This is a genomic window from Aerococcus sp. 150760013-2, assembly GCF_053627715.1.
This window is the reverse complement of sequence record NZ_JBSEYI010000014.1, coordinates 28,466-48,571: the sequence shown is the minus strand read 5'-3', so window position 1 is coordinate 48,571 and position 20,106 is coordinate 28,466. Positions and strand designations below refer to the sequence as shown.

The 20,106-nt window shown below is 41.0% G+C and carries 21 protein-coding genes; 2 read left to right on the top strand and 19 right to left on the bottom strand.

Features of this window, described 5'->3' with window-relative positions:
- Nucleotides 1–10 precede the first annotated feature (10 nt).
- The 7 genes from ACUW85_RS08285 to ACUW85_RS08255 all read right to left on the bottom strand — a co-directional run bounded on the left by ACUW85_RS08285 (nucleotide 11) and on the right by ACUW85_RS08255 (nucleotide 7,468).
- Nucleotides 11–712: an ABC transporter ATP-binding protein gene (locus ACUW85_RS08285; RefSeq protein WP_048728889.1), complete on the bottom strand. Its 702-nt coding sequence runs from the start codon at nucleotides 710–712 to the stop codon at nucleotides 11–13.
- A gap of 290 nt (nucleotides 713–1,002) precedes the next feature.
- Nucleotides 1,003–1,836 carry an S-formylglutathione hydrolase gene (fghA, locus tag ACUW85_RS08280; RefSeq protein WP_149314809.1) on the bottom strand — a complete coding sequence of 278 codons (834 nt, stop codon included), beginning with the start codon at nucleotides 1,834–1,836 and terminating at the stop codon, nucleotides 1,003–1,005.
- A 6-nt stretch (nucleotides 1,837–1,842) separates the two neighbouring features.
- Entirely contained in the window at nucleotides 1,843–2,958 is a 1,116-nt protein-coding gene (locus ACUW85_RS08275; RefSeq protein ID WP_048728899.1) for an S-(hydroxymethyl)glutathione dehydrogenase/class III alcohol dehydrogenase, read from the bottom strand.
- Between the two features lie 434 nt (nucleotides 2,959–3,392).
- On the bottom strand, nucleotides 3,393–4,613 hold the full coding sequence (locus tag ACUW85_RS08270) for a class I SAM-dependent rRNA methyltransferase (RefSeq protein WP_069285794.1): 1,221 nt from the start codon (nucleotides 4,611–4,613) through the stop codon (nucleotides 3,393–3,395).
- Nucleotides 4,606–5,256, bottom strand: coding sequence for a VanZ family protein (locus tag ACUW85_RS08265; RefSeq protein WP_048729039.1), 651 nt, complete (start codon nucleotides 5,254–5,256; stop codon nucleotides 4,606–4,608). Before ACUW85_RS08265 ends, ACUW85_RS08270 begins: the two co-directional genes overlap by 8 nt.
- A gap of 41 nt (nucleotides 5,257–5,297) precedes the next feature.
- Nucleotides 5,298–6,740 (bottom strand): sensor histidine kinase, encoded by a 1,443-nt coding sequence (locus ACUW85_RS08260; protein WP_069285792.1) that lies wholly within the window; start codon nucleotides 6,738–6,740, stop codon nucleotides 5,298–5,300.
- A gap of 2 nt (nucleotides 6,741–6,742) precedes the next feature.
- Complete coding sequence (locus ACUW85_RS08255) at nucleotides 6,743–7,468, bottom strand: response regulator transcription factor (protein ID WP_026465264.1); 726 nt, start codon at nucleotides 7,466–7,468, stop codon at nucleotides 6,743–6,745.
- A gap of 261 nt (nucleotides 7,469–7,729) precedes the next feature.
- Between ACUW85_RS08255 and ACUW85_RS08250 the strand changes: the two genes are divergently transcribed.
- A complete protein-coding gene (locus ACUW85_RS08250; RefSeq protein WP_048729042.1) occupies nucleotides 7,730–8,110 on the top strand; it encodes a single-stranded DNA-binding protein in 381 nt (126 codons plus the stop codon).
- Nucleotides 8,111–8,283: 173 nt separating this feature from the next.
- On the top strand, nucleotides 8,284–8,709 hold the full coding sequence (locus tag ACUW85_RS08245; protein ID WP_048729044.1) for an anthrone oxygenase family protein: 426 nt from the start codon (nucleotides 8,284–8,286) through the stop codon (nucleotides 8,707–8,709).
- Nucleotides 8,710–9,080: 371 nt separating this feature from the next.
- Here the strand turns inward: ACUW85_RS08245 and whiA are convergent, their stop codons facing one another.
- The 12 genes from whiA to ACUW85_RS08185 all read right to left on the bottom strand — a co-directional run bounded on the left by whiA (nucleotide 9,081) and on the right by ACUW85_RS08185 (nucleotide 20,105).
- A complete protein-coding gene (gene whiA / locus ACUW85_RS08240; RefSeq protein WP_048729046.1) occupies nucleotides 9,081–10,025 on the bottom strand; it encodes a DNA-binding protein WhiA in 945 nt (314 codons plus the stop codon).
- A 24-nt stretch (nucleotides 10,026–10,049) separates the two neighbouring features.
- Nucleotides 10,050–11,081, bottom strand: coding sequence for a gluconeogenesis factor YvcK family protein (locus ACUW85_RS08235; protein WP_048729049.1), 1,032 nt, complete (start codon nucleotides 11,079–11,081; stop codon nucleotides 10,050–10,052).
- Complete coding sequence (gene rapZ / locus ACUW85_RS08230; RefSeq protein WP_048729051.1) at nucleotides 11,078–11,965, bottom strand: RNase adapter RapZ; 888 nt, start codon at nucleotides 11,963–11,965, stop codon at nucleotides 11,078–11,080. The genes ACUW85_RS08235 and rapZ overlap by 4 nt, the downstream gene beginning before the upstream one ends.
- Nucleotides 11,966–12,037: 72 nt before the next feature.
- Complete coding sequence (locus tag ACUW85_RS08225; RefSeq protein ID WP_048729053.1) at nucleotides 12,038–13,762, bottom strand: phospho-sugar mutase; 1,725 nt, start codon at nucleotides 13,760–13,762, stop codon at nucleotides 12,038–12,040.
- Nucleotides 13,763–13,988: 226 nt separating this feature from the next.
- On the bottom strand, nucleotides 13,989–14,927 hold the full coding sequence (gene trxB / locus ACUW85_RS08220; RefSeq protein ID WP_149314805.1) for a thioredoxin-disulfide reductase: 939 nt from the start codon (nucleotides 14,925–14,927) through the stop codon (nucleotides 13,989–13,991).
- 141 nt (nucleotides 14,928–15,068) lie between these two features.
- Nucleotides 15,069–15,941 (bottom strand): UTP--glucose-1-phosphate uridylyltransferase GalU, encoded by an 873-nt coding sequence (gene galU / locus ACUW85_RS08215; protein ID WP_048729055.1) that lies wholly within the window; start codon nucleotides 15,939–15,941, stop codon nucleotides 15,069–15,071.
- Nucleotides 15,942–15,999: 58 nt separating this feature from the next.
- Complete coding sequence (locus ACUW85_RS08210; protein ID WP_082148266.1) at nucleotides 16,000–17,052, bottom strand: NAD(P)H-dependent glycerol-3-phosphate dehydrogenase; 1,053 nt, start codon at nucleotides 17,050–17,052, stop codon at nucleotides 16,000–16,002.
- 32 nt (nucleotides 17,053–17,084) lie between these two features.
- Entirely contained in the window at nucleotides 17,085–17,927 is an 843-nt protein-coding gene (lgt, locus tag ACUW85_RS08205) for a prolipoprotein diacylglyceryl transferase (RefSeq protein WP_048729056.1), read from the bottom strand.
- A 57-nt stretch (nucleotides 17,928–17,984) separates the two neighbouring features.
- The gene (gene hprK / locus ACUW85_RS08200) at nucleotides 17,985–18,911 is read right to left on the bottom strand and encodes an HPr(Ser) kinase/phosphatase (RefSeq protein ID WP_016897954.1); all 927 of its coding nucleotides are present in this window, start codon (nucleotides 18,909–18,911) and stop codon (nucleotides 17,985–17,987) included.
- A 297-nt stretch (nucleotides 18,912–19,208) separates the two neighbouring features.
- Complete coding sequence (locus ACUW85_RS08195; RefSeq protein WP_016897955.1) at nucleotides 19,209–19,562, bottom strand: phage holin family protein; 354 nt, start codon at nucleotides 19,560–19,562, stop codon at nucleotides 19,209–19,211.
- Between the two features lie 2 nt (nucleotides 19,563–19,564).
- Complete coding sequence (locus tag ACUW85_RS08190) at nucleotides 19,565–19,897, bottom strand: PspC domain-containing protein (protein WP_048729060.1); 333 nt, start codon at nucleotides 19,895–19,897, stop codon at nucleotides 19,565–19,567.
- 19 nt (nucleotides 19,898–19,916) lie between these two features.
- Complete coding sequence (locus ACUW85_RS08185; protein ID WP_149314804.1) at nucleotides 19,917–20,105, bottom strand: PspC domain-containing protein; 189 nt, start codon at nucleotides 20,103–20,105, stop codon at nucleotides 19,917–19,919.
- Nucleotide 20,106 lies beyond the last annotated feature (1 nt).

Sequence of the window (20,106 nt, the reverse complement as noted above, 5' to 3'; positions counted from 1 at the left end):
TAAGGACCACCTACCATTCAATATCTTGAATTGGCATTGGTTGTTGATTTAATTCTTGTGACGAAACAGTCCCATCATTGATTTTGATGACACGGTCAGCCATCGGCGCAATCGCTTGGTTATGGGTAATCACAACAACAGTTGTCCCCTGTTCATTGGTTAAATCTTGTAAGAATCCTAACACCTTTTTCCCAGTTTCATAATCTAAAGCACCCGTTGGTTCATCACATAATAATAATTTTGGATTTTTCGCAATCGCACGGGCGATCGACACACGTTGCTGTTCCCCACCTGATAATTGTGACGGGAAATTGTCCTTGCGGTGGTATAAGCCAACCCCTTGTAGTGCATCCTTGGCAGCTAATGAATTATCCGAAATTTCTTCTGATACCTCTACATTTTCAATAGCCGTCAAATTAGGGATTAAGTTATAATTTTGGAAAATGAACCCCACTTCGTCACGCCGGTATTCGGTTAAACCTTTTTCGTCATATGAAGCGATGTTTTTATCCGCTACTAAAACTTCACCCGAAGTGACTGCATCCATCCCACCTAAAATATTTAAAAGAGTTGATTTCCCAGCACCAGAAGGGCCAAGAATCACTACGAATTCGCCCTCTTCAATTTCTAAATTAATATGGTCATTGGCTAAAATTGCGGTATTTCCTGTTCCATATTGTTTTACGACATCCTTTAAGTGAATGTAAGCCACTATACAACACCATACTTTCCTTTTTAAATTACCCTAATTCTTCGTCTTTACTCCCAGTCATCCTTAATCATATACTATTTGGTCAGGCAAAATCAAAGAATCGGAATATTTAACTTAAGTTATTTAAATAATCTATGAGGTAGATGATTTTGATAAAAATATAAATTTACTTATCTATATGTTTAACAATTATTCATCAATCCGATCTGACCTAGCGCCTCTTTTTCCCAATCAAAAAACGCCCCTAAAGTAGCTTGTTCAAGTCTACTTCAAGGGACGTCATTGTTCTGTTATTTTAAATGTTGTTTGTGGAAGGCGAAGTGTTCTTCTAAGAATGTTGCGATGAAGTAGTAGCTATGGTCATAGCCTTCTACTTTTTGATAATTGACTGCTTGACCATTTTCCTTAGCGTTTTCGAGGAAATAGCTTTCGTCTAATTGTTCTGGATAGAATTCATCTTGGCTACCTTGGGTGATTAGAATTGACGGCGCGTCAACGTCTTTAATCAGTTCTGTGGCATCCCATTCTTTCCAAGCTTCCTCATTTTCACCTAGATAAGTTGTGAAGGCTTTGATCCCCCACGGCACTTGGCTTGGGTTTAGAATGGGTGCAAAGGCAGAGATGGCTTTAAAGCGGTCGGTATTTTTCAAGCCAATAACTAAGGCACCGTGTCCACCCATTGAGTGGCCCATAATACTTTCTTGGCCCGCAAAATGAGGGATTAAATCGGCTGCAATTTGACCCAATTCATTCACCAGATAATCATACATTTTGTAGTGATTAGCCCACGGTTCTTGTGTGGCGTTTAAATAGAATCCTGCGCCTTGACCAAGGTCATAAGCGTCGTCATCAGCAATATCCTCTCCGCGTGGTGAGGTGTCTGGAATCAAAACGGCCACTTGGTGTTGTTCAGCTAATCTTTGAAAACCACTTTTTTGACTAAAGTTATCGTCTGTACAAGTTAAACCGGATAAAAACCAAACTAGCGGGATTTCTTGCCCTTCTTCATTAGATGGCAAGAATAGACTAAAGGTCATGTCACATTGTAAGGTCTTTGAGAAATGGCGGTATTTACGGTGTTCACCGCCAAAGGCACGATTGCTAGCAATCATTTCTAAAGTCATTTTTCATTACTCCCCATAAGTCAACATGGTACGGATAGATTCACCTTTATGCAGCAAGTCAAACGCCTCATTGATGTCTGTGAAATCAAGGTTATGGGTGATAAATGAATCGATATCAATCTCACCGTTCATGTAATCTTGAACCATACCTGGTAGTTGCGTTCTACCTTTCACGCCACCAAAGGCAGACCCGCGCCATACACGACCTGTAACTAATTGGAAGGGACGTGTGTGAATTTCTTTACCCGCACCCGCAACCCCGATAATGACACTTTCACCCCAACCTTTATGACAAGCTTCTAGGGCTGAACGCATCACGTCAACGTTTCCGATACACTCGAAACTGTAATCTACCCCACCGTCTGTCATTTCAATGATGACATCTTGGATTGGTTTGTCGAATTTAGATGGATTTAGGAAATCAGTAGCACCCATTTTTTCAGCTAATTCAAACTTATCTTCGTTTAAGTCAACTACAATAATACGACTTGCTTTCGCTTGCACCAAACCTTGAATAGCCGCTAATCCAATAGCACCTAAACCAAATACAGCCGTTACAGCGCCTTCTTCTACTTTAGCGGTGTTATGGACTGCACCGATCCCAGTTGTGACACCACAACCAAATAAACCGACTTTATCAAGTGGCGCTTCTTTATCAATTTTCGCTAAAGAAATCTCAGGAACGACCGTATACTCGCTAAAAGTACTTGTCCCCATGTAATGGTAAATAGGCTCGCCATTATAAGAGAACCGCGTAGTGCCATCAGGCATTAACCCTTTACCCTGCGTTTCACGGACAGCACTACATAAGTTGGTTTTACCAGAACGACAGAATTTACACTCTCCACATTCAGCCGTGTATAGCGGAATCACGTGATCGCCCACCTCAACAGACGTCACTTCATCACCTACAGCAACCACCACACCAGCACCCTCATGGCCTAGTACAGCAGGGAATACACCCTCTGGATCATCACCTGATAAGGTAAATGCATCCGTATGGCAGACAGAAGTATAAAGGATTTTCACCAATACCTCTTTCGCCTTTGGTTCCGCAACATCAATTTCAACAATCTCCAGCGGTTCACCTGGATTAAATGCAACAGCAGCTCTACTTTTCATTCAAATTCCTACTTTCTGTTGTGCTTTTTCAATTACTTGTATTACCATAATTACATACTAACATTTATAGCACAATACTGACATTTATATCACTATATCATTTTTTGGAAAAAGGACTTCCGGATTTGAAGCTGATGATTGATTTTACGAGAATTGAAGTTGGTCAAGAAGTAAATCTTTATATAAAATCGACGACAAACTTTAGTAGTAGGCTAAATATATTTTTGTAAAAAATGGTGACCACCTGTTAAAAAAACGACATTAGAAAACAAGGTCATCATTTTTTCTCGACATCATTAGACTATTAGGTGGGGGCACACCTTACAGAATGAGTCGTCAAAAAAGCCCTCAGAAAGTTTTTCTGAGGGCGGTCCCATTGCATTCAATGGTATGATAGATAAAGCGTAAGCTGAAGGCTTACAAGTTAATCTTTATTATAATTTTTGGAAGATTTCTACTTTTAGGTAGTCACTTTCCGGGTTACCTTTTGGTGCCGGGAAGTCGACTGGTAAGCCAAAGTCAGCTACAGGCATGATGTCCACGCGTGCGTCATCTGAACCTTCGCCGATTTGTTTAATGAAATCTTCTTTAGTCATGTTGGCTGCATTTGTTGAACTTACCAAGTAACCGCCTTTGTTTAAGATTGATAATGCTGAAGCAACTAGGTTGCGGTAGTCTTTACTTGCTTGGAACGTGTGTTTTTTCGTACGTGAGAATGATGGTGGATCAAGGACCACGATGTCAAAACGTAAGTCATGTGTTTTGGCATAATCTAAGTAATTGAAGACATCCATCACGCGGACTTTATGTTGGTCACCAATTTCTAAACCGTTGGCTTGGAATTGTTCTTGTGTTAATTGTAGGCTTCGTTTTGCCACATCAACACTCATCGTTTCAGCTGCCCCACCTAGTGCTGCAGCGACAGAGAATGCACCTGTGTATGAGAACAAGTTCAGCAATGATTTACCTGGTGCAATTTCAGTTTGAATGTAGTTACGGACGTTACGTTGGTCAAGGAAGATCCCTGTCATCCAACCGTCATCAAGACGAACGATGTAGTTTACGCCGTTTTCTTGGATGGTTAAGGTTTCAGGAATGTCGCCAGCTAAAACTTCTGATTGTTTAGCGCTGCCTGTACCGTCTAAGTTGAATCTGTTTTTCCCAACAATGCCTTTAAGTTCTGGGAATACGTTGTTTAGGGCTTCTAGGATAATGTCTTTGTAGCGGTAAATCCCTTCTGAATACCATTGGATCAAGGCGTAACCTGCGTACCAATCGATTGTGAAACCGCCGATGCCGTCACCTTCACCGTTGAAAATACGGAAGGCAGTGGTCATATCGTCGATTAACAAGGCTTGACGTTGGTTTTTGGCTTCTTGAAGTTTTGCTTGTACGAAATCAAGATCACCAAGTAAGCCTGTGTCAGCGTTTTGGTCAGTTGTTAGGATCCAACCAACACCTTTATGTTGCTTGGCCATGTAGCCGTATCCTAGGAATTCGTGGTCGATACCGATGATTTCGACTAGTTCACCTTCAGTAAATGATGGTGGATTAACGAAGTCTTTCTCAGTTAAAAGGATTTGTCCTTTTTTCACTTGGACTGTTGCCCATTTACGCAGTTCCATTTTTGGTAATTGTGTGTTCTTTTTAGCCATTTGTATTTCTTCTCCCTTTTATATACCTGTTGCTGATTTTCAAAATGTCATAGATCAGGTAACCGATGATTACCCCTGCGCCATTAAAAATGACGTCATCAATATGACTTACGCCTGTTTCTAAATAAAATTGCATGGTTTCAATTGATACGGAAAATAACAATCCCCAAAGTAACGTGATGAAGAAGGCACGCTTCATCTTAAAGATATAGGGGAGCATCATACCAAATGGAAAGAACCAAACAACATTCCCAAAGAAGTTATACCAGAAGGAAAATGCGGACCCGTTTCTTAACTTAATAGTATCAACCAGTGGTATCCAATTTAATTCACTCAGCGACCGTTCAAAGTTGAAGGACGCTTGCCACCATTGCCAATCATAACGTAATACGGTTAAATGTACCAACAATATTAAATATATGGCAAAGATAAATTTGATTGCTTCTCTAAACCAGTCAATCGAATAATTTGTATTCTTAGACCGTTTATAGAAAATGATTCCTGCTTGAATAACCAGTAAAGCAATCATATAGAAGATGGTTTTATCCAAACTAAACAACGATAACTCTACTAAATGGAAATTTAAAATTCTACCTGCAGAAATGTCTTCTAGCCATATAAGTAACGGCCCTAAAAAATACATCTTGTTTCAATCCTTTTGTTACCAGTCGATTGCTTTAAAAGCTATTCGACCTTATTTTTTTCTGCCAATGTTTCACGGTCGTAAAATACTAGGGTAAATATTGTCCCAACGCCTGCTTCACTCTCCACGTGGATAGTCGCTTGATGTAATTCAACGAGTTGTTTAACAATCGATAAACCTAAACCAGATTCACCGAATTCATTATTTTTCCGGGAAATATCTGCTTTATAGAATCGCTCCCAGATATTTTCGACTTGTTCTTTCGTCATGCCCATACCTGAATCTTTTATTTTAATATAAGTTTCCCCATCTTGAAAGGCGCTAGACATAAAAATTTCGCCATAATCGGTAAATTGTACCGCATTTTGGGTGATATTGAAGATAATTTGGTGGAATCGGTCATAATCAGCATAAATCGGCACTTCATCTGGCATATCCAATTCAAATTTGATGTGTTTAACTTTGGCTGTTTCTGATAATTGGAGCGAAATATCCCTTAAAACTTCGGCTGCATTGAATTTTGATTTCTTCAATACAATTTCATTGGATCGTATTTTTTCAATATCCAGATTTTCGTTAACTAACCGATTTAATCGGTTGGCTTCCTTATACATCAAATCCACAGACCGGTCAATTTTATCTTCAGGCAATACTTTTTGTCTTAATCCTTCTAATAAACCAATCATAGTCGTTAGCGGGGTCCGAATTTCATGGGCCACATCCATCATCAATTGACGGCGGATGTTTTCTTGTCGGTCGATTTCCACTTCAGACTCCCTTAAGGCAACCGCCATTTGGTTAAAGTCCTTAGCTAAATCATCAAATTCATCAATATTACTGACCTCTAAACGAACCGAATAGTCACCTTGCGCAATTTTTTGGGTGGCCTCCTGGATTCGGCGAATCCGTTTATTCTGGTATCCGGCAATAATCACTGAAAAGATGACCGCAATAATCAAGGCAATCATGATCCCCTTAACCACATTGTGCACCAGGTTATCAATAATAGCATCGGATTGACTAGACGGCACCCCAATAACTAAGTAACCCGCAAAGGACTGGTTTTCTGCATTGGTTAGCGGCATGAAGATGGCTAAGGCATCTCCGACTTTTTCCGTAAAGCCCATTTCAAAAGTCCGTAAATTCAAGTCATGACCGTTTTCTAACGTCTTCAATTCTTCATCCGTCAACTGATTATTTGGAATGGCCACTGCTTCATCGGTTGGATAAATCAATTCGTTGTCCGCATTAAAATAGAACAACTTCATATTGGACGACTGCAGTAAGGGTTCCATTGAAGCTAAGAATTCGGGTGAAATGGTCTGTCCTGAAATAAAGCGGGCAATGTCATTCAATTGTTGTTCTTGCCTTAGGAGCACTTGGTCCCTTGAAAAAGAAAACAAAGTCACCCCCATGGCTACTATGGTCATACCAATGACCACTAGAAAGCTGAGAATTTGTTGGTAAAAAAAGTTCAATTTCATTGTTAAACACCGGTTTCGTCGAATTTATAGCCTACTCCCCAGACTGTTTGAATAAGTTGAGGCCCATACTCTTCCATTTTTTGACGTAGCTTTTTAATGTGGGCATCTACTGTACGCTCATCCCCATAGAATGGGTCTTCCCATAGCGTTGTCAGTAAGTGTTCCCGGGTAAATACTTGTTTTGGACGACGAGCCAACAATTGTAGAATTTCAAATTCTTTTGGTGTTAAATGTTGAATTAATTGGTCTTTATAGAAGGCTTCACGGTTTTGGCTGTTGATCCGGATAAATTCTGTTTGGATGTCAAATTGGTCCGCATTGCCCTTTTCCTCTGTGGCTTCAACTGATGATTCAGACAATTGGCTACGGCGGTATAATGCACGCATCCGGGCCATAAAGGTGATTGGGTCAAAGGGTTTGGTCACGTAATCATCTGCACCAAGGCCTAAACCAAGGACTTGTTCACTTTCTGCGTCACGAGCAGTCAGCATGATAATTGGTACTTGTTTATTTTGTTGGCGGATGTCACGACAGATTTGAATCCCATCTTTACTTGGTAAGTTTAAATCCAAAATCACCATTTCAATCGTTTCCTCGTTAGCTAAATAGTGTTGCCAGCCCTCTTCACCATCTTGGATAAACGTCGCTTCCCAGTCTTTTTGTTGTTCAAAAAACATACTCATCATCTCTGCAACACTTTCGTTATCTTCAATCATCAAGATGTTCATGTTTTCGTCCTCCTTATAAGTCAAATTATTCCTTTAATATTTAGTCCGGCGCTACTATTGGGTGGTTTAGGGCAGAATCTCTATTCCCCTATATTGTACCCTAAAATACCTAACGACCGGCTATCTTTACCTATCTTTTGGTTTAATTTTATAAAATATCAAAAAAATATGAACTTTTTTGGGGGAATTGGCGAATAAATACGTATGTAATAGATTGGAGGGGTAACCTCTATTGAGCCAGAAACCTTAGGAGGATGAAAAATGAATCAAGTGCAATTAATCGGACGTCTAGCCAGAGAAGTCGCCCTAACTGAAATTTCAAATAACCGCCAAGTGGTCAACAATGCAGTAGCCATTAACCGCAAAGGGAAAGATGGGACTGACTACGTCGACTTTATTCCAATTACCGCTTGGAATGGGACGGCTAAACTCATTGATACCTATATGCAAAAAGGCGATGAATTAGCGGTTGTTGGTCAATTACGCATGCACCAGTTTGAAAATAAACAAGGGCAAAATGTATCAACAATTGAGGTTCAAGTGTCTGAAGTGACTTTCCTTCGCAAGAAAATTGGCATTGATCAACCACAAAATCCAGATGAACAATTAATGGCCAATATTGAAACCCTGATTTTAGATTAATCAAGATAGCAAACTATACTAGCTCAATTTAAATTTGGCCCCCATCCAGATTTAGTAAGGTCCCACTTTCCAGTAGAAACTTGTTCCAGTACAATAGACTTAATGATAGGCTATTAAAAAGGGCTATTAACGAAACTATTGTAGCTAGGTTTTGGTTAGGGGGGAGAGCGAGTGTGTCTATTTTTCAGATTGTCTATGTCCTTTGCCTGGCCATCCAACTAGGCTTCTATTTTTCTTTCTCCAACACCATCATGCCCGTGCTTGGCAAACAAGCCGGCAACGTTGGGCAAAGAATCATGCAAGACATCAACAAACAGGTTGAAAACGACCGATTTCTAGGCAGTTTTTTTGCACCGATATTTTTATTCATTGCGTTGATTTTGCTGGGCAACCCAATTGACTGGCAAATATATCTGAGCTTTGTGATTTATTTTGTCGGTGTCATCGGCGTAACTATCGCCTTCAATATGCCACTAAACCGCCAACTAGCTAACCGGAAAATCCGAACCGATTGGACTGACTTTGTCCAACAATGGTCTAGGTGGAACCATGTAAGAACTGGGTCTGCCCTTGTCGCCTTAGCCCTAGCCATCAGCTAATAATAATATTAGCTAAACCATCATTAAAGAATTAAACATACCATCACCTAATTATTCACTAAACCAAACCTAATATCAGCTGGTCACCTGCACATGCATCAGCTATAGAAAAGGTCTTGTGACTGAAGAAAATCTTCGCTCACAAGGCTTTTTTATCGTGAATTTTTTAAGGCATTTTTACTGAACAATCATCTGGCTGAATGATTATCCGATATTATGTAATACAAAGACAAAAAATGACCATTACTGAATTCTGACCCCTGCTATAACCAAATGATTATATCCACGAAAATTGCAATTAAAAAAGCGATTTTCAAGCAGTCACCCACTGTCAAATCGCTTCATTCTATATCTATTCTTCTAAATTTATTCTACTGTGTAATTGCTGTATTTCTTAATTGCTCAGCGTATTGGTTAATCTTACGTAGTCGGTGGTTGACACCTGATTTAGAAATCGGTTCACCGTCAACCAGTTCCCCTAATTCTTTAATAGATGCCTCAGGGTTTTCCAACCGCAATAAGGCAATCTCTTGTAATTTTTCAGGCAATTCACCAATCCCTACGGTTGCTTGAATCAATTCGATATTTTCAACCTGCTTGGAAGCTGCTGTTACCGTCTTATTCAAGTTGGCATTCTCACAGTTGACAATCCGGTTGACTGAATTCCGCATGTCGCGAACAATTCGAATATCTTCAAACTTCAGCATAGAAGAGGTGGCCCCAATTAGGGCTAAGAAGTCAGCAATCTGTTCTGACCCTTTTAAATAAGCGATATAACCAGAGCGCCGTTCCACTGACCGCGCATTTAAATTAAACTGGTTCATCATAGTCACCAAGTCTTCGCAATGCTCTTCATATACTGAATAGATTTCTAAATGATAAGCTGATTTTTCAGGATTATTCACTGACCCACCAGCCAAGAAAGCTCCACGCAAGTATGACCTACTCCGCTGTTCATTCTCCATCATTTCGGCTGAAATATTTGGATTGATGACCAAAGTATCTAGAATTTCCAAATCCTTCAAGATTTCCTCAACCCGGTCTTTCACCCGCACGATATAGATATTATTCTTCTTTAATTTCATTTTCTTCCGAACAACCAACTCACCGTGGGTATGAAAAAATTCCTTCAACAGTGAGTAGATTCGTCGGGCAATTGCAGCATTTTCTGTCTGTACATTTAAGATTAATTGCCCATTCATAAGGGAAATCGATCCGTTCATACGTAGAATGGCTGCTAGCTCTGAACGCGCGTGCTCATAGTCCACTGTTAGCTGAGTGAGTTCTTTCTTTACATCTCCTGCAAATGAAGCCACCAGCTCACCTCTTTCTTATTCACTTTATTTTATGCGATCGTTCATGACATCCATAATAGCGCCGACTAATTTATCCTGGTTGTGGTAAACCCCACTCTTTTCAAGATTTAAAAAGTCACAGCCAACCACCTGACATTTTTGATCTGCCAAGCCTTGACGGTCTTGTGTGATTTGAACTAAATAGTCCTTTTCACTGGCACCCTCCAAGTATTCAAAGGGTACTGGGGTTTTATTCAATAGCACCGTGTCTATCGCCTTAGCCCCTAAGTGTTCGTTAATTACACGTACATGGTCTGCATCTGAGAAATGCTCAGTCTCGCCAAGTTGTGTCATGATATTACAAATATAGACAACTTTTGCGGGCGTGTCAACAATTGCGTTTCGAATTTCCTCAATTGCCACATTTGGCAAAATAGACGTGTATAAAGAACCTGGGCCCAGAATGACCATATCGGCCTGCATAATTTCTGACACCACTTCACGCCCAGCACGCGGACTGGTGATTGGGTTACCCGACACATCCACTTTCGGTCGGTCATTGGCCAAGCGAACAGTCACTTCTTGAATTTGGTCAGGGTGGGCTACAACAGCCGTTTCCCCTTCAATCATAGTCCCATCTGCAAAATGTCCTTGTAAAACAAGCGCCTCCTCACAAGCTGGCAAGACCTTGCCATCCACTTCCATCATATAAGAAAGGAGACGCAAAGCGGCAAAGGTATCGCCCCGCATTTCAGCAATGGCTGCAATGATTAAATTCCCAATCGCGTGACCAGAAAATTCTTTATCTTCTTCACTAAAACGGTATTGAAATACATCTTTATATATTTTCTTCATGTCCGATAGCGCAACTAGGCAGTTACGGATATCTCCTGGAGGAATTGTACTGACTGCATTACGTAAAGATCCACTCGACCCACCATCATCAGCCACTGTGACGATGGCTGTCACATTACAATCAGCATTCTTTAGACCTTCCAACAAGATAGGAAGGCCCGTTCCGCCTCCGATGACCGCAACCTTCGGCCGTCTAGCCGGACGTGGATTCTTATTTATCACGATAGGTTCATCGACTCTTTTCTTTTTGTGCGATCACGGTGGATGATGTTGACCTTGTAACCTAGGTCTTGGATATGGTGGGCCACACGTTCAGTCAAGGCAATTGAGCGGTGCTGACCGCCTGTACAACCGATAGTGATCGTCAGACTAGACTTCCCTTCTTTTTCATATAAAGGTAATTCAAAATCTAATAAATCAGTGAATTTACGGTAGAAAGTCTCTGTTTCTGGCTGAGACATGACATAGTCATAAACTGGTGCATCTAGCCCTGTCATCGGGCGTAATTCATCGATATAATGCGGATTTGGTAAGAAACGGACGTCCATCACGATATCTGAATCAATAGGTAAACCATATTTGAAACCAAATGACATGACGTTAACCGTGAAGGTACCCTGATCTTCAGATTGGAATTCGGTCAACAATAACTCGCGGAATTTACGCGGTGTTAAGTTTGTCGTATCAATCACTGAAGATTCCTTACGAATATCATTTAATAAGATTTTTTCTTTTTGAATTGCTTCTAAGACAGAAACCCCATCTTTTTGAAGTGGGTGGGCACGGCGTGTTTCTTTATAACGAGCCACTAAAGTCTGATCATCCGCTTCTAGGAATAATACGGACATTTCAATGGTGTTCGTGTTGTCCATGCCATTAATCTCTGTTAATAACTCATCAAAGAATGAACGTGACCGTAAATCAATCACTAAACAGATTTTACTGATTTTACCTGTTTCTTTGATTAAATCCCAGAATTTAGGTAATAGTGACGGTGGCATATTATCCACGCAGTAGTAACCCATATCTTCAAAACTTTGTAGGGCGACCGTTTTACCGGCACCGCTCATACCTGTGATAATGACTAATTTTAATTGATCATTCAATTTGTTTTTTCCTCCTTAAAGGGGAGATGAAAGGTTGCCCTTTTATCGATAAAGCTGCCAGACAGCATACACTTAAGCCGTCAAGTCGTTTAAGGCTGCCTCATATGCCTTAATTTTTGCTTGTGTTGCTTCTAGTGAATCAGCGACCACACCAATATAGAACTTGATTTTTGGTTCTGTACCTGATGGTCTAACGGCAATCCATGTTTCATCTGCTAGATAGTATTTCAATACATTTGATTTGTCCATGTCTAAGGCTTCAGTAGTACCGTCAGCGAACTGGCGCGTATCTTGTAGGTAGTCCTCAGTTTCAACAACTGCTTGACCAGCGATTTCACTTAAACCTTCCCCACGCAAATTGTTTAGGATGGCTTCGATTTTAGATGCACCCTCTTGGCCTGGTAAGCTTACAGAGATTGTTTTTTCTTGGTAGGTGCCGTATTCAGCAAACAAGTCTTGTAAGCCGTCATAAGCTGTTTTACCTTGTTTCTTGTAGAAAGCAGCTACTTCAGCTAATAATAAAGTCGCTTGAACGGCGTCTTTATCACGAACGAAGGCTTTCACCAAATATCCGTAACTTTCTTCGAAACCGAATAGGAAAGTCTTGCTAGCATCAGCTTCATAGTTTTTGATCTTTTCCGCAATAAATTTGAATCCAGTTAATACGTCAACTGTTTCAACACCAAATGATTTGGCAATCGTTGTTGGCATCTCACTTGATACGATGGATTTTAAAATCACTCCGTTATCAGGTAATGTACCTGTATTTTTCTTAGCGGTTAAAATATAATGCGTCATTAATGCGGCAATTTGGTTACCAGTAATCACTTGGTAGTCACCATTTGGCAATTTCACAGCTGCACCCATACGGTCAGCATCCGGGTCAGTCGCGATTAAGATATCCGCGTCATTGTCCTTACCGTACTTTTCAGCCACTTCAAAGGCACCCGCTTCTTCAGGGTTTGGTGATTTAACCGTTGAAAAATCAGCATCCGGCTCTTTTTGCTCAGCCACATAGGTGACATTGGTAAACCCAGCGTCAGCTAAAGTCCGTTCCACCAACATTTGACCCGTACCATGTAGGGGTGTATAAACAATAGATACTTGGTCAGCCATCTCATCAATCACAGCTTGGTCCACCACAACAGCCTTCATATTGTCTAAGTATTTTTGGTCAATTTCTTCACCAATAATCGTAATTGTGCCGTCAGCCTTAAGCGCTGCTTCATCGCCCACTTCAACAGTTAATGGGTTTTCAACCGCACGTACGTTGGCCGTTACAGCATCCGCGTCCACTGGTGGCATTTGTCCACCATCTTCACCGTAAACCTTGTAGCCGTTGTAGTCAGCCGGGTTGTGAGAAGCTGTGATCATAATCCCCGCAAAGGCATTTAATTCACGAACTGCAAATGACAATTCAGGCGTTGGGCGTAATGCTTCGAATACGTAAGATTTAATCCCGTGTGCCCCTAAAGTCTTCGCCGATTCCATAGCAAATTCAGGTGACATATGACGAGAATCGTAAGCAATCGCCACCCCGCGGTCCTTCGCATCTTGACCATAATCTTCTAGTAAGTTAGCCAACCCTTCAGTCGCTTGACGAATGGTATAAATATTCATCCGGTTAATGCCGGCACCTAAAATCCCGCGCATACCAGCTGTACCAAAACTCAATGGTTGATAAAAAGCATCCTCAAGCAATTTTTCGTCAGCTTCAATAGACGCCAAATCTTCTTTCAAAGCACCGTCTAACTCTTCAAAATTACGCCATTGTAAGTAAGTTTCTTTCCAGTTCATCATGTAGCCTCCCTAATTTTAAAAGCGATAACATCTTAACCTTATTGTATCAAATTTTATAAAAAAAGATATATCAAAGACAAGCTGATTGGCAATTTCATATAGGTGCTAGCTTAAATGAAGATTGGTCCTTTTTCAATCAAAAAGGAGGTAGACCATAGCCTACCCCCTTCAAGTTAACGCACATTCACCTTGCTTTAACTGTTTTTTTATATGATGTTTAGAACTAGTCGTTTAGGGTTTCAATGTAATTGAAGGCTTCTTGGCCACCAATGGCACCGTCACCGACTGCTGTTGAAATTTGGCGCAATTTCTTTTGACGAACGTCACCAATGGCGAAGATACCAGGAATATTTGTTTGCATATCTTCATCTGTGATCACCCAACCTTCTTCATCTGTGATGTTTAAATCAGCAAATGCTTCGGTATTTGGAATCAAACCAACATAAATGAAGACACCATCTGTATCCACGTCAGTGATTTCACCAGTTTTAATGTTTTCAACGGCTAAACCAGTGACTTTCATGTCGTCTCCTTTGATTTCTTTGACAACTGTATCCCAGGTGAAATCAACCTTATCGTTAGACATAGCACGGTCTTGTAAGATTTTTTGAGCTCGTAATTCGTCACGACGGTGAACGATATTCACGTTTTTACCAAATTGGGTTAAGTAAGTCCCTTCTTCAACGGCTGAGTCGCCCCCACCGATTACACGAAGGTCTTTATCACGGAAGAAAGCCCCGTCACAAACCGCACAGTAAGAAACACCGCGGCCTGAATATTTATCTTCACCTGGCACACCCAATTTACGGTGAACAGAACCAGTTGCGATAATAATCGCTTTAGCTTGGTAAGTTTTACCCATATCTGTTTCCAGTAAATGTGCCCCTTCATTCGGCGTTACTGTAGTGACCGTCCCAAATTCGTGGACCACACCAAATTGCATTGCCCCTTCATACATTTCATTGGCCAAGTCTGGTCCTTGAATGTTTTTGAAACCAGGGTAATTTTCGACATCCGCTGTATTGACCAATTCGCCCCCAGGGATTCCACGTTCTAATAATGCTACGGACAAGTTAGCCCGTGATGCGTATAAGGCAGCAGTCATACCCGCTGGTCCTGCACCAACCACAACTACATCAAATTTTTGAATTTCTTCTGCCAAATCGTACACATCCTTTCTTGTAATTTTTCATTTTTATAATCAATTGCTTTTCTTAACGCCGCTTACAATTCTAACACGATTTAAGGGAAAAAGATTGCAACTAGCTCAAGCTAATTACAACCTTTCACAAAAATTCTCTAATTAAAGTTCATCTTCAATGGATAGTAAATATTCTTTCAAACCTTCTTTGATATCGTCTTGTTGAAGGCCGTATTCAATGCTTGTTTGCATGTAGCCCAATTTATTCCCAACATCATAACGACGACCAGTAAACTCATACGCAAACACACGTTGCGTTTTGTTTAAACGGTCAATAGCATCTGTTAATTGGATTTCGTTACCAGCACCCTCACCTTGTGTTTCCAACAAGTCAAAGATTTCTGGCGTTAACAAGTAACGACCGATAATAGCTAAGTTTGATGGCGCATCTTCTGGTTTAGGTTTTTCAACGAATTGTTTTACATTGTAGATTTTTTCAGAGAATTGCGCTTCAGGATCGATTACCCCGTATTTATCTGTATCTTCATGTGGTACAGGCATTACCGCAATGTTAGACGCCTTTGTGACATCATAAGCGTCAATCAATTGTTTAGTTAATGGCACTTCGTCAACCATCAAGTCATCCCCAAGCATTACGACAAAAGGCTCGTCACCAACAAAGGCTTTTGCTTGTAATACCGCGTCTCCTAACCCTTTTGGATAAGATTGACGTTTGAAGAATAGGTTTAAACCAACCGTTTCCCCGATGATTTCAAGCAAGTCATCGCGACCCTTATCTGCCAAGTTCGACTCTAACTCCACATTTGAGTCAAAGTGGTCTTCGATTGGTCGTTTACTTTTTCCAGTAACAATTAGAATGTCTTCAATTCCAGAAGCCAGGGCCTCTTCTACGATAAATTGAATCGTTGGTTTATTAACAATCGGCAACATCTCTTTCGCCATTGCCTTTGTTGCAGGTAGGAACCGTGTACCTAGCCCTGCTGCAGGAATAATCGCTTTTCTTACTTTCGCCATGAATGAATCCTCCATTTATCTGTTAAATTTTCTCATTTCATTATAAAACAAATTGCCGTTAAAAAATATCCTTTAAGTCATCTTCAAACTGCAATTCACCTTTGCGTTCTCTAGCCATTAAGGCGGTGATCACATCTTGAATACTAGATTCTCCTTGAATCACCTTGTAAATTGCTTGGGTAATCGGCATATCAACGCCCTCTTCTTGGGCCAATTCATAGGCTGAAACAGCTGTCGCAAACCCTTCAACAACCATACCCATATGGTCTTCTACGTCTTTCACAGCTTGACCTTGACCAACTTGTTGGCCGGCCCGCCAGTTTCTTGAGTGGATACTTGTAGCGGTAACAATCAAGTCACCGACTGCTGAAAGGCCCATAAAGGTTAACGGATCAGCGCCCATGGCCACCCCTAACCGGGTAATTTCAGCAAGTCCTCGGGTGATTAAAGCCGCCTTGGCATTGTCCCCGTAACCTGCTCCCACTAAGGCGCCAGCACCTAAAGCGATAATGTTTTTCAATGATCCTGCCAGTTCCACCCCGATGATATCTGGATTGGTATAGACCCTGAAGTAGTCATTCATGAATACTTCTTGGACTAAGTGACAGGCCTCGTCATCAATTGAAGCCGCTGTTATAGTCGTAATATCATGTTTGACCACCTCTTCTGCGTGGCTTGGGCCTGATAAAACCACCACCCGCGCTTGGCCGATTGGCTGGAAGACTTCCGTTAAAATCTCAGAAATCCGCAGATGGGTGCTCTGCTCTAATCCCTTAGCCGCGTGCATAATGACCGGTAATTCGTGCACATTTTTCTCCTGTAAAATAGTAACCACCTGGCTTGCTACCTGCCGTATGGCCTTGGTGGGCACGACGATGTTGATCAAGTCTGCCTGGTCCAAGGCTAGGGCCATATCATTTGTTGCAATGATATTCTTCGGCAACACTAGATCAGGTAAATAATGGTCATTTTTCCCAGTGGTTTGAATCTCATGGGCCTGTTCTGGATTATGCGTCCATAAGGTCACCTGATGGCCATTTTCTGCAAGGACCATGGCAAGTGCTGTTCCCCATGAGCCAGCGCCTAGTACGGCAATATTTTTGGACGTCAAGTCATCACTTCTCCAATCTATTGGTATATTTTCTATTTACTTGATTTGTAAGCCGGACCGTTGTGTTCAGAGTAGTATTCATAATACTTGTCGTTCATGCGGCGTGCAGCAAAAATCAATAATGCGCCGATGAATAAGACGGCGGCTAATACTTGGCTGACACGGAATGGTCCCCACCACAAGCTGTCTGTCCGCAACCCTTCGATGAAGAAGCGGCCAAATGAGTACCAGATCAGATATAGTAAGGTGGTGTCGCCAATATGCAAGGTTTTATTGCGTGAACGGACGAATAATAGAACAACTACCCCAAGGATGTTCCAGACTGATTCGTACAGGAAAGTTGGATGGTAGTAAGCTCCGTTGATATGCATGCCGTCAACGATGAATTGCGGTAAATGTAAGGTATCTTGCAGGAATTCTAAAGTCACTTCCCCACCGTGGGCTTCTTGGTTAACGAAGTTACCCCAACGACCGATGGCTTGCGCTAGTAATAGGTAGGGCGCTACAGTATCCGTTACGAATAAGGGGTCCATTTTCTTCGATTTAGCGTAGAAGTAAAGGGTTAACCCTCCGGCGATGACACCACCATATATGGCAATCCCACCGTTCCAAATTTGTAGTATTTCGCCTGGATTTTGTAGGTAGTAGTCAAGTTCAAATAAAACGTAGTAGGCGCGCGCTCCGATAAAACCGATTAGAATGGTCCATACAGCTGCGTCTAAAATAAATTCTTCATCCCAACCCTTACGACGAAAATCTCTTGAAGCAAATGTAAGGGCTAATAAAATAGCAGCCCCGATAAAAATCCCGTACCAACGGATTGGCCAGCCGAATATATCAAAAGCGACTGGATCTATTGCAGCTATATTCATCATTTTGTTCTTTCTCTCCTATGTGTTAATTCCTTTAGTTAAATCTTTATTTAATAGCATTTATAATTTGTTGTTATCGATGAGTCTTGTTAAACGGTCGTTAAACATTTGTGCAGCGTCAAAGCCCATTGATTTGGCTCTAAAGTTGATAGCTGCTACCTCGATAATACTTGAAATATTCCGTCCAGTTTGGACAGGAATGGTAATTTTGGGAATCGCGACCTCTAAAATTTGTTCACGCTCTTCTGCAGTTCCTAAGCGGTCAAAATTGGCCCCCTTTTTCAAATCTTTCAAGTCAATAATCAAGTTTAGCTGTTGTTCTTTACGAACTGCACCTGCCCCGTAAAGAGTCATCACGTCAATAATCCCAAGACCACGAATTTCCATGACATTACGTAGAATTTCAGGCGCTTCACCCATAATTGTCGTGTCATCACGTTGATAAAAATCTACGCGGTCATCAGCCACTAAACGGTGTCCACCTTTTACAAGTTCTAAAGCGGTTTCTGATTTACCTACACCAGAATGGCCAGTAATCATAATACCCAGCCCGTATACATCCACAAATACCCCATGTTTTGAGATTCGCTCTGCTAAGTGAGCATGCAACATTTCCGCTAAGTTACTAGACAGACGGGTCGTCGTTGTTGTTGAACTTAATACAGGAATATGATTTTCTTCAGCAGCTTGAATCACTTCATATTCCGGTTGTAATCCTCTAGAGAAAATAAAGAATGGTGTATCTTCTTTTGAGAGACGGCGCATAATTAATAAACGCTCATCCGAAGTCATTCTAGACAAATATGTATGCTCTGCACGTCCAAACAATTGGACACGCTCAGATGGATAATAGTTAAAATAGCCGGTAATTTCCAAACCAGGTCTCGAAATATCACTGGTAATGATCTCGCGGTCTAAATAATCTGCACCACAAATAACCTCAAAATCAAATTTTTCGACTAAATCTTTCACGGTTACCTTTGTCATATACGGTTTCCTTTCTTAACAAGTCACTTTGCCCCTATTTTACCATACTAGACCCATATGGACAGTTGGATAAGCTGTAATTTGTGAAAAAGAAAAATCCGCCCGTCAATCTGGCATTCAGATCAACAAGCGGATTAGGATTTAAAATATAGATTCGACTGCGTCGGCTCTCGCACCCTCGTCGAGTTCGAGCCTCCAGACAGGGCTGCGTTTCAGCTTAAGTTGTAGCTGACTTCGCCATCTACTGCCTTAAACTTCCACCGTTACGAGTCTAAGCGACATTTTTCACATCCTTCTTTATTTCCCGGATTCGATAAATTTCTCAAAGAACCAATGGTACATCGAGAACAAGAAGGCTGCGGCGATTGCGTAAAAGAAGTTTGCGAATACGAAGGATGTTGGGAAGAACAATCCTACAATAATAAACATAAAGCCGTTTACAACTAATCTAAACAAGCCGAATGTTAGGATATTCAATGGTAATGCTAACAAGTTTACGATAGGACGGATAATTGAGTTCACAATACTTAATACGATGGCTACTAAAATTGCTGACCAAAAATCTGCCACATATACATTTGGGGCAAGGATCCATGAAATAGCCATCAAGCCCAAGGCATCAATCAGTGTCGCTAATATAAAACGTCTCATAATTAAAAATCACGCCAACTTTCTTCCTCATCAAGAGTATCTTTTGAATCTTTATTATAGCTAGATTCATTATAGTCGTCCTGATCTTCAGCATCAAATGATTTAGTCTGACGATATGCGTCACGGTCATGTCTGTCTACACGTGTACGGCCTTCATCTCTTGGTAAAATCAATGCTAACAATAGATAAATCAGTATCCCAGCTCCGCCAGAAAGTGTGACGAAGACAAAGATTACACGGACAATCGTTGGGTCAATTTCAAAGTACTCAGCAATCCCGGCACAAACACCATCTAATTTTACGTCATTACGTGATTTTGTTAATTTCTTAGCCATTCTATTCACTCCTACCTTCTTAGTGGCTTCTGTTGGGCATTACAAAAATTAAAATAATGTAGATTAGCCAAACTGGAAACTGTGTCAAACTTAATAATACTGCGATGATACGGACTAAATTACCAGAAATACCAAAGTATTCACCAATACCACCACATATCCCAAATAAGTAACTATCTTTTCTTGACTTCATTAATCTCCCTGACATA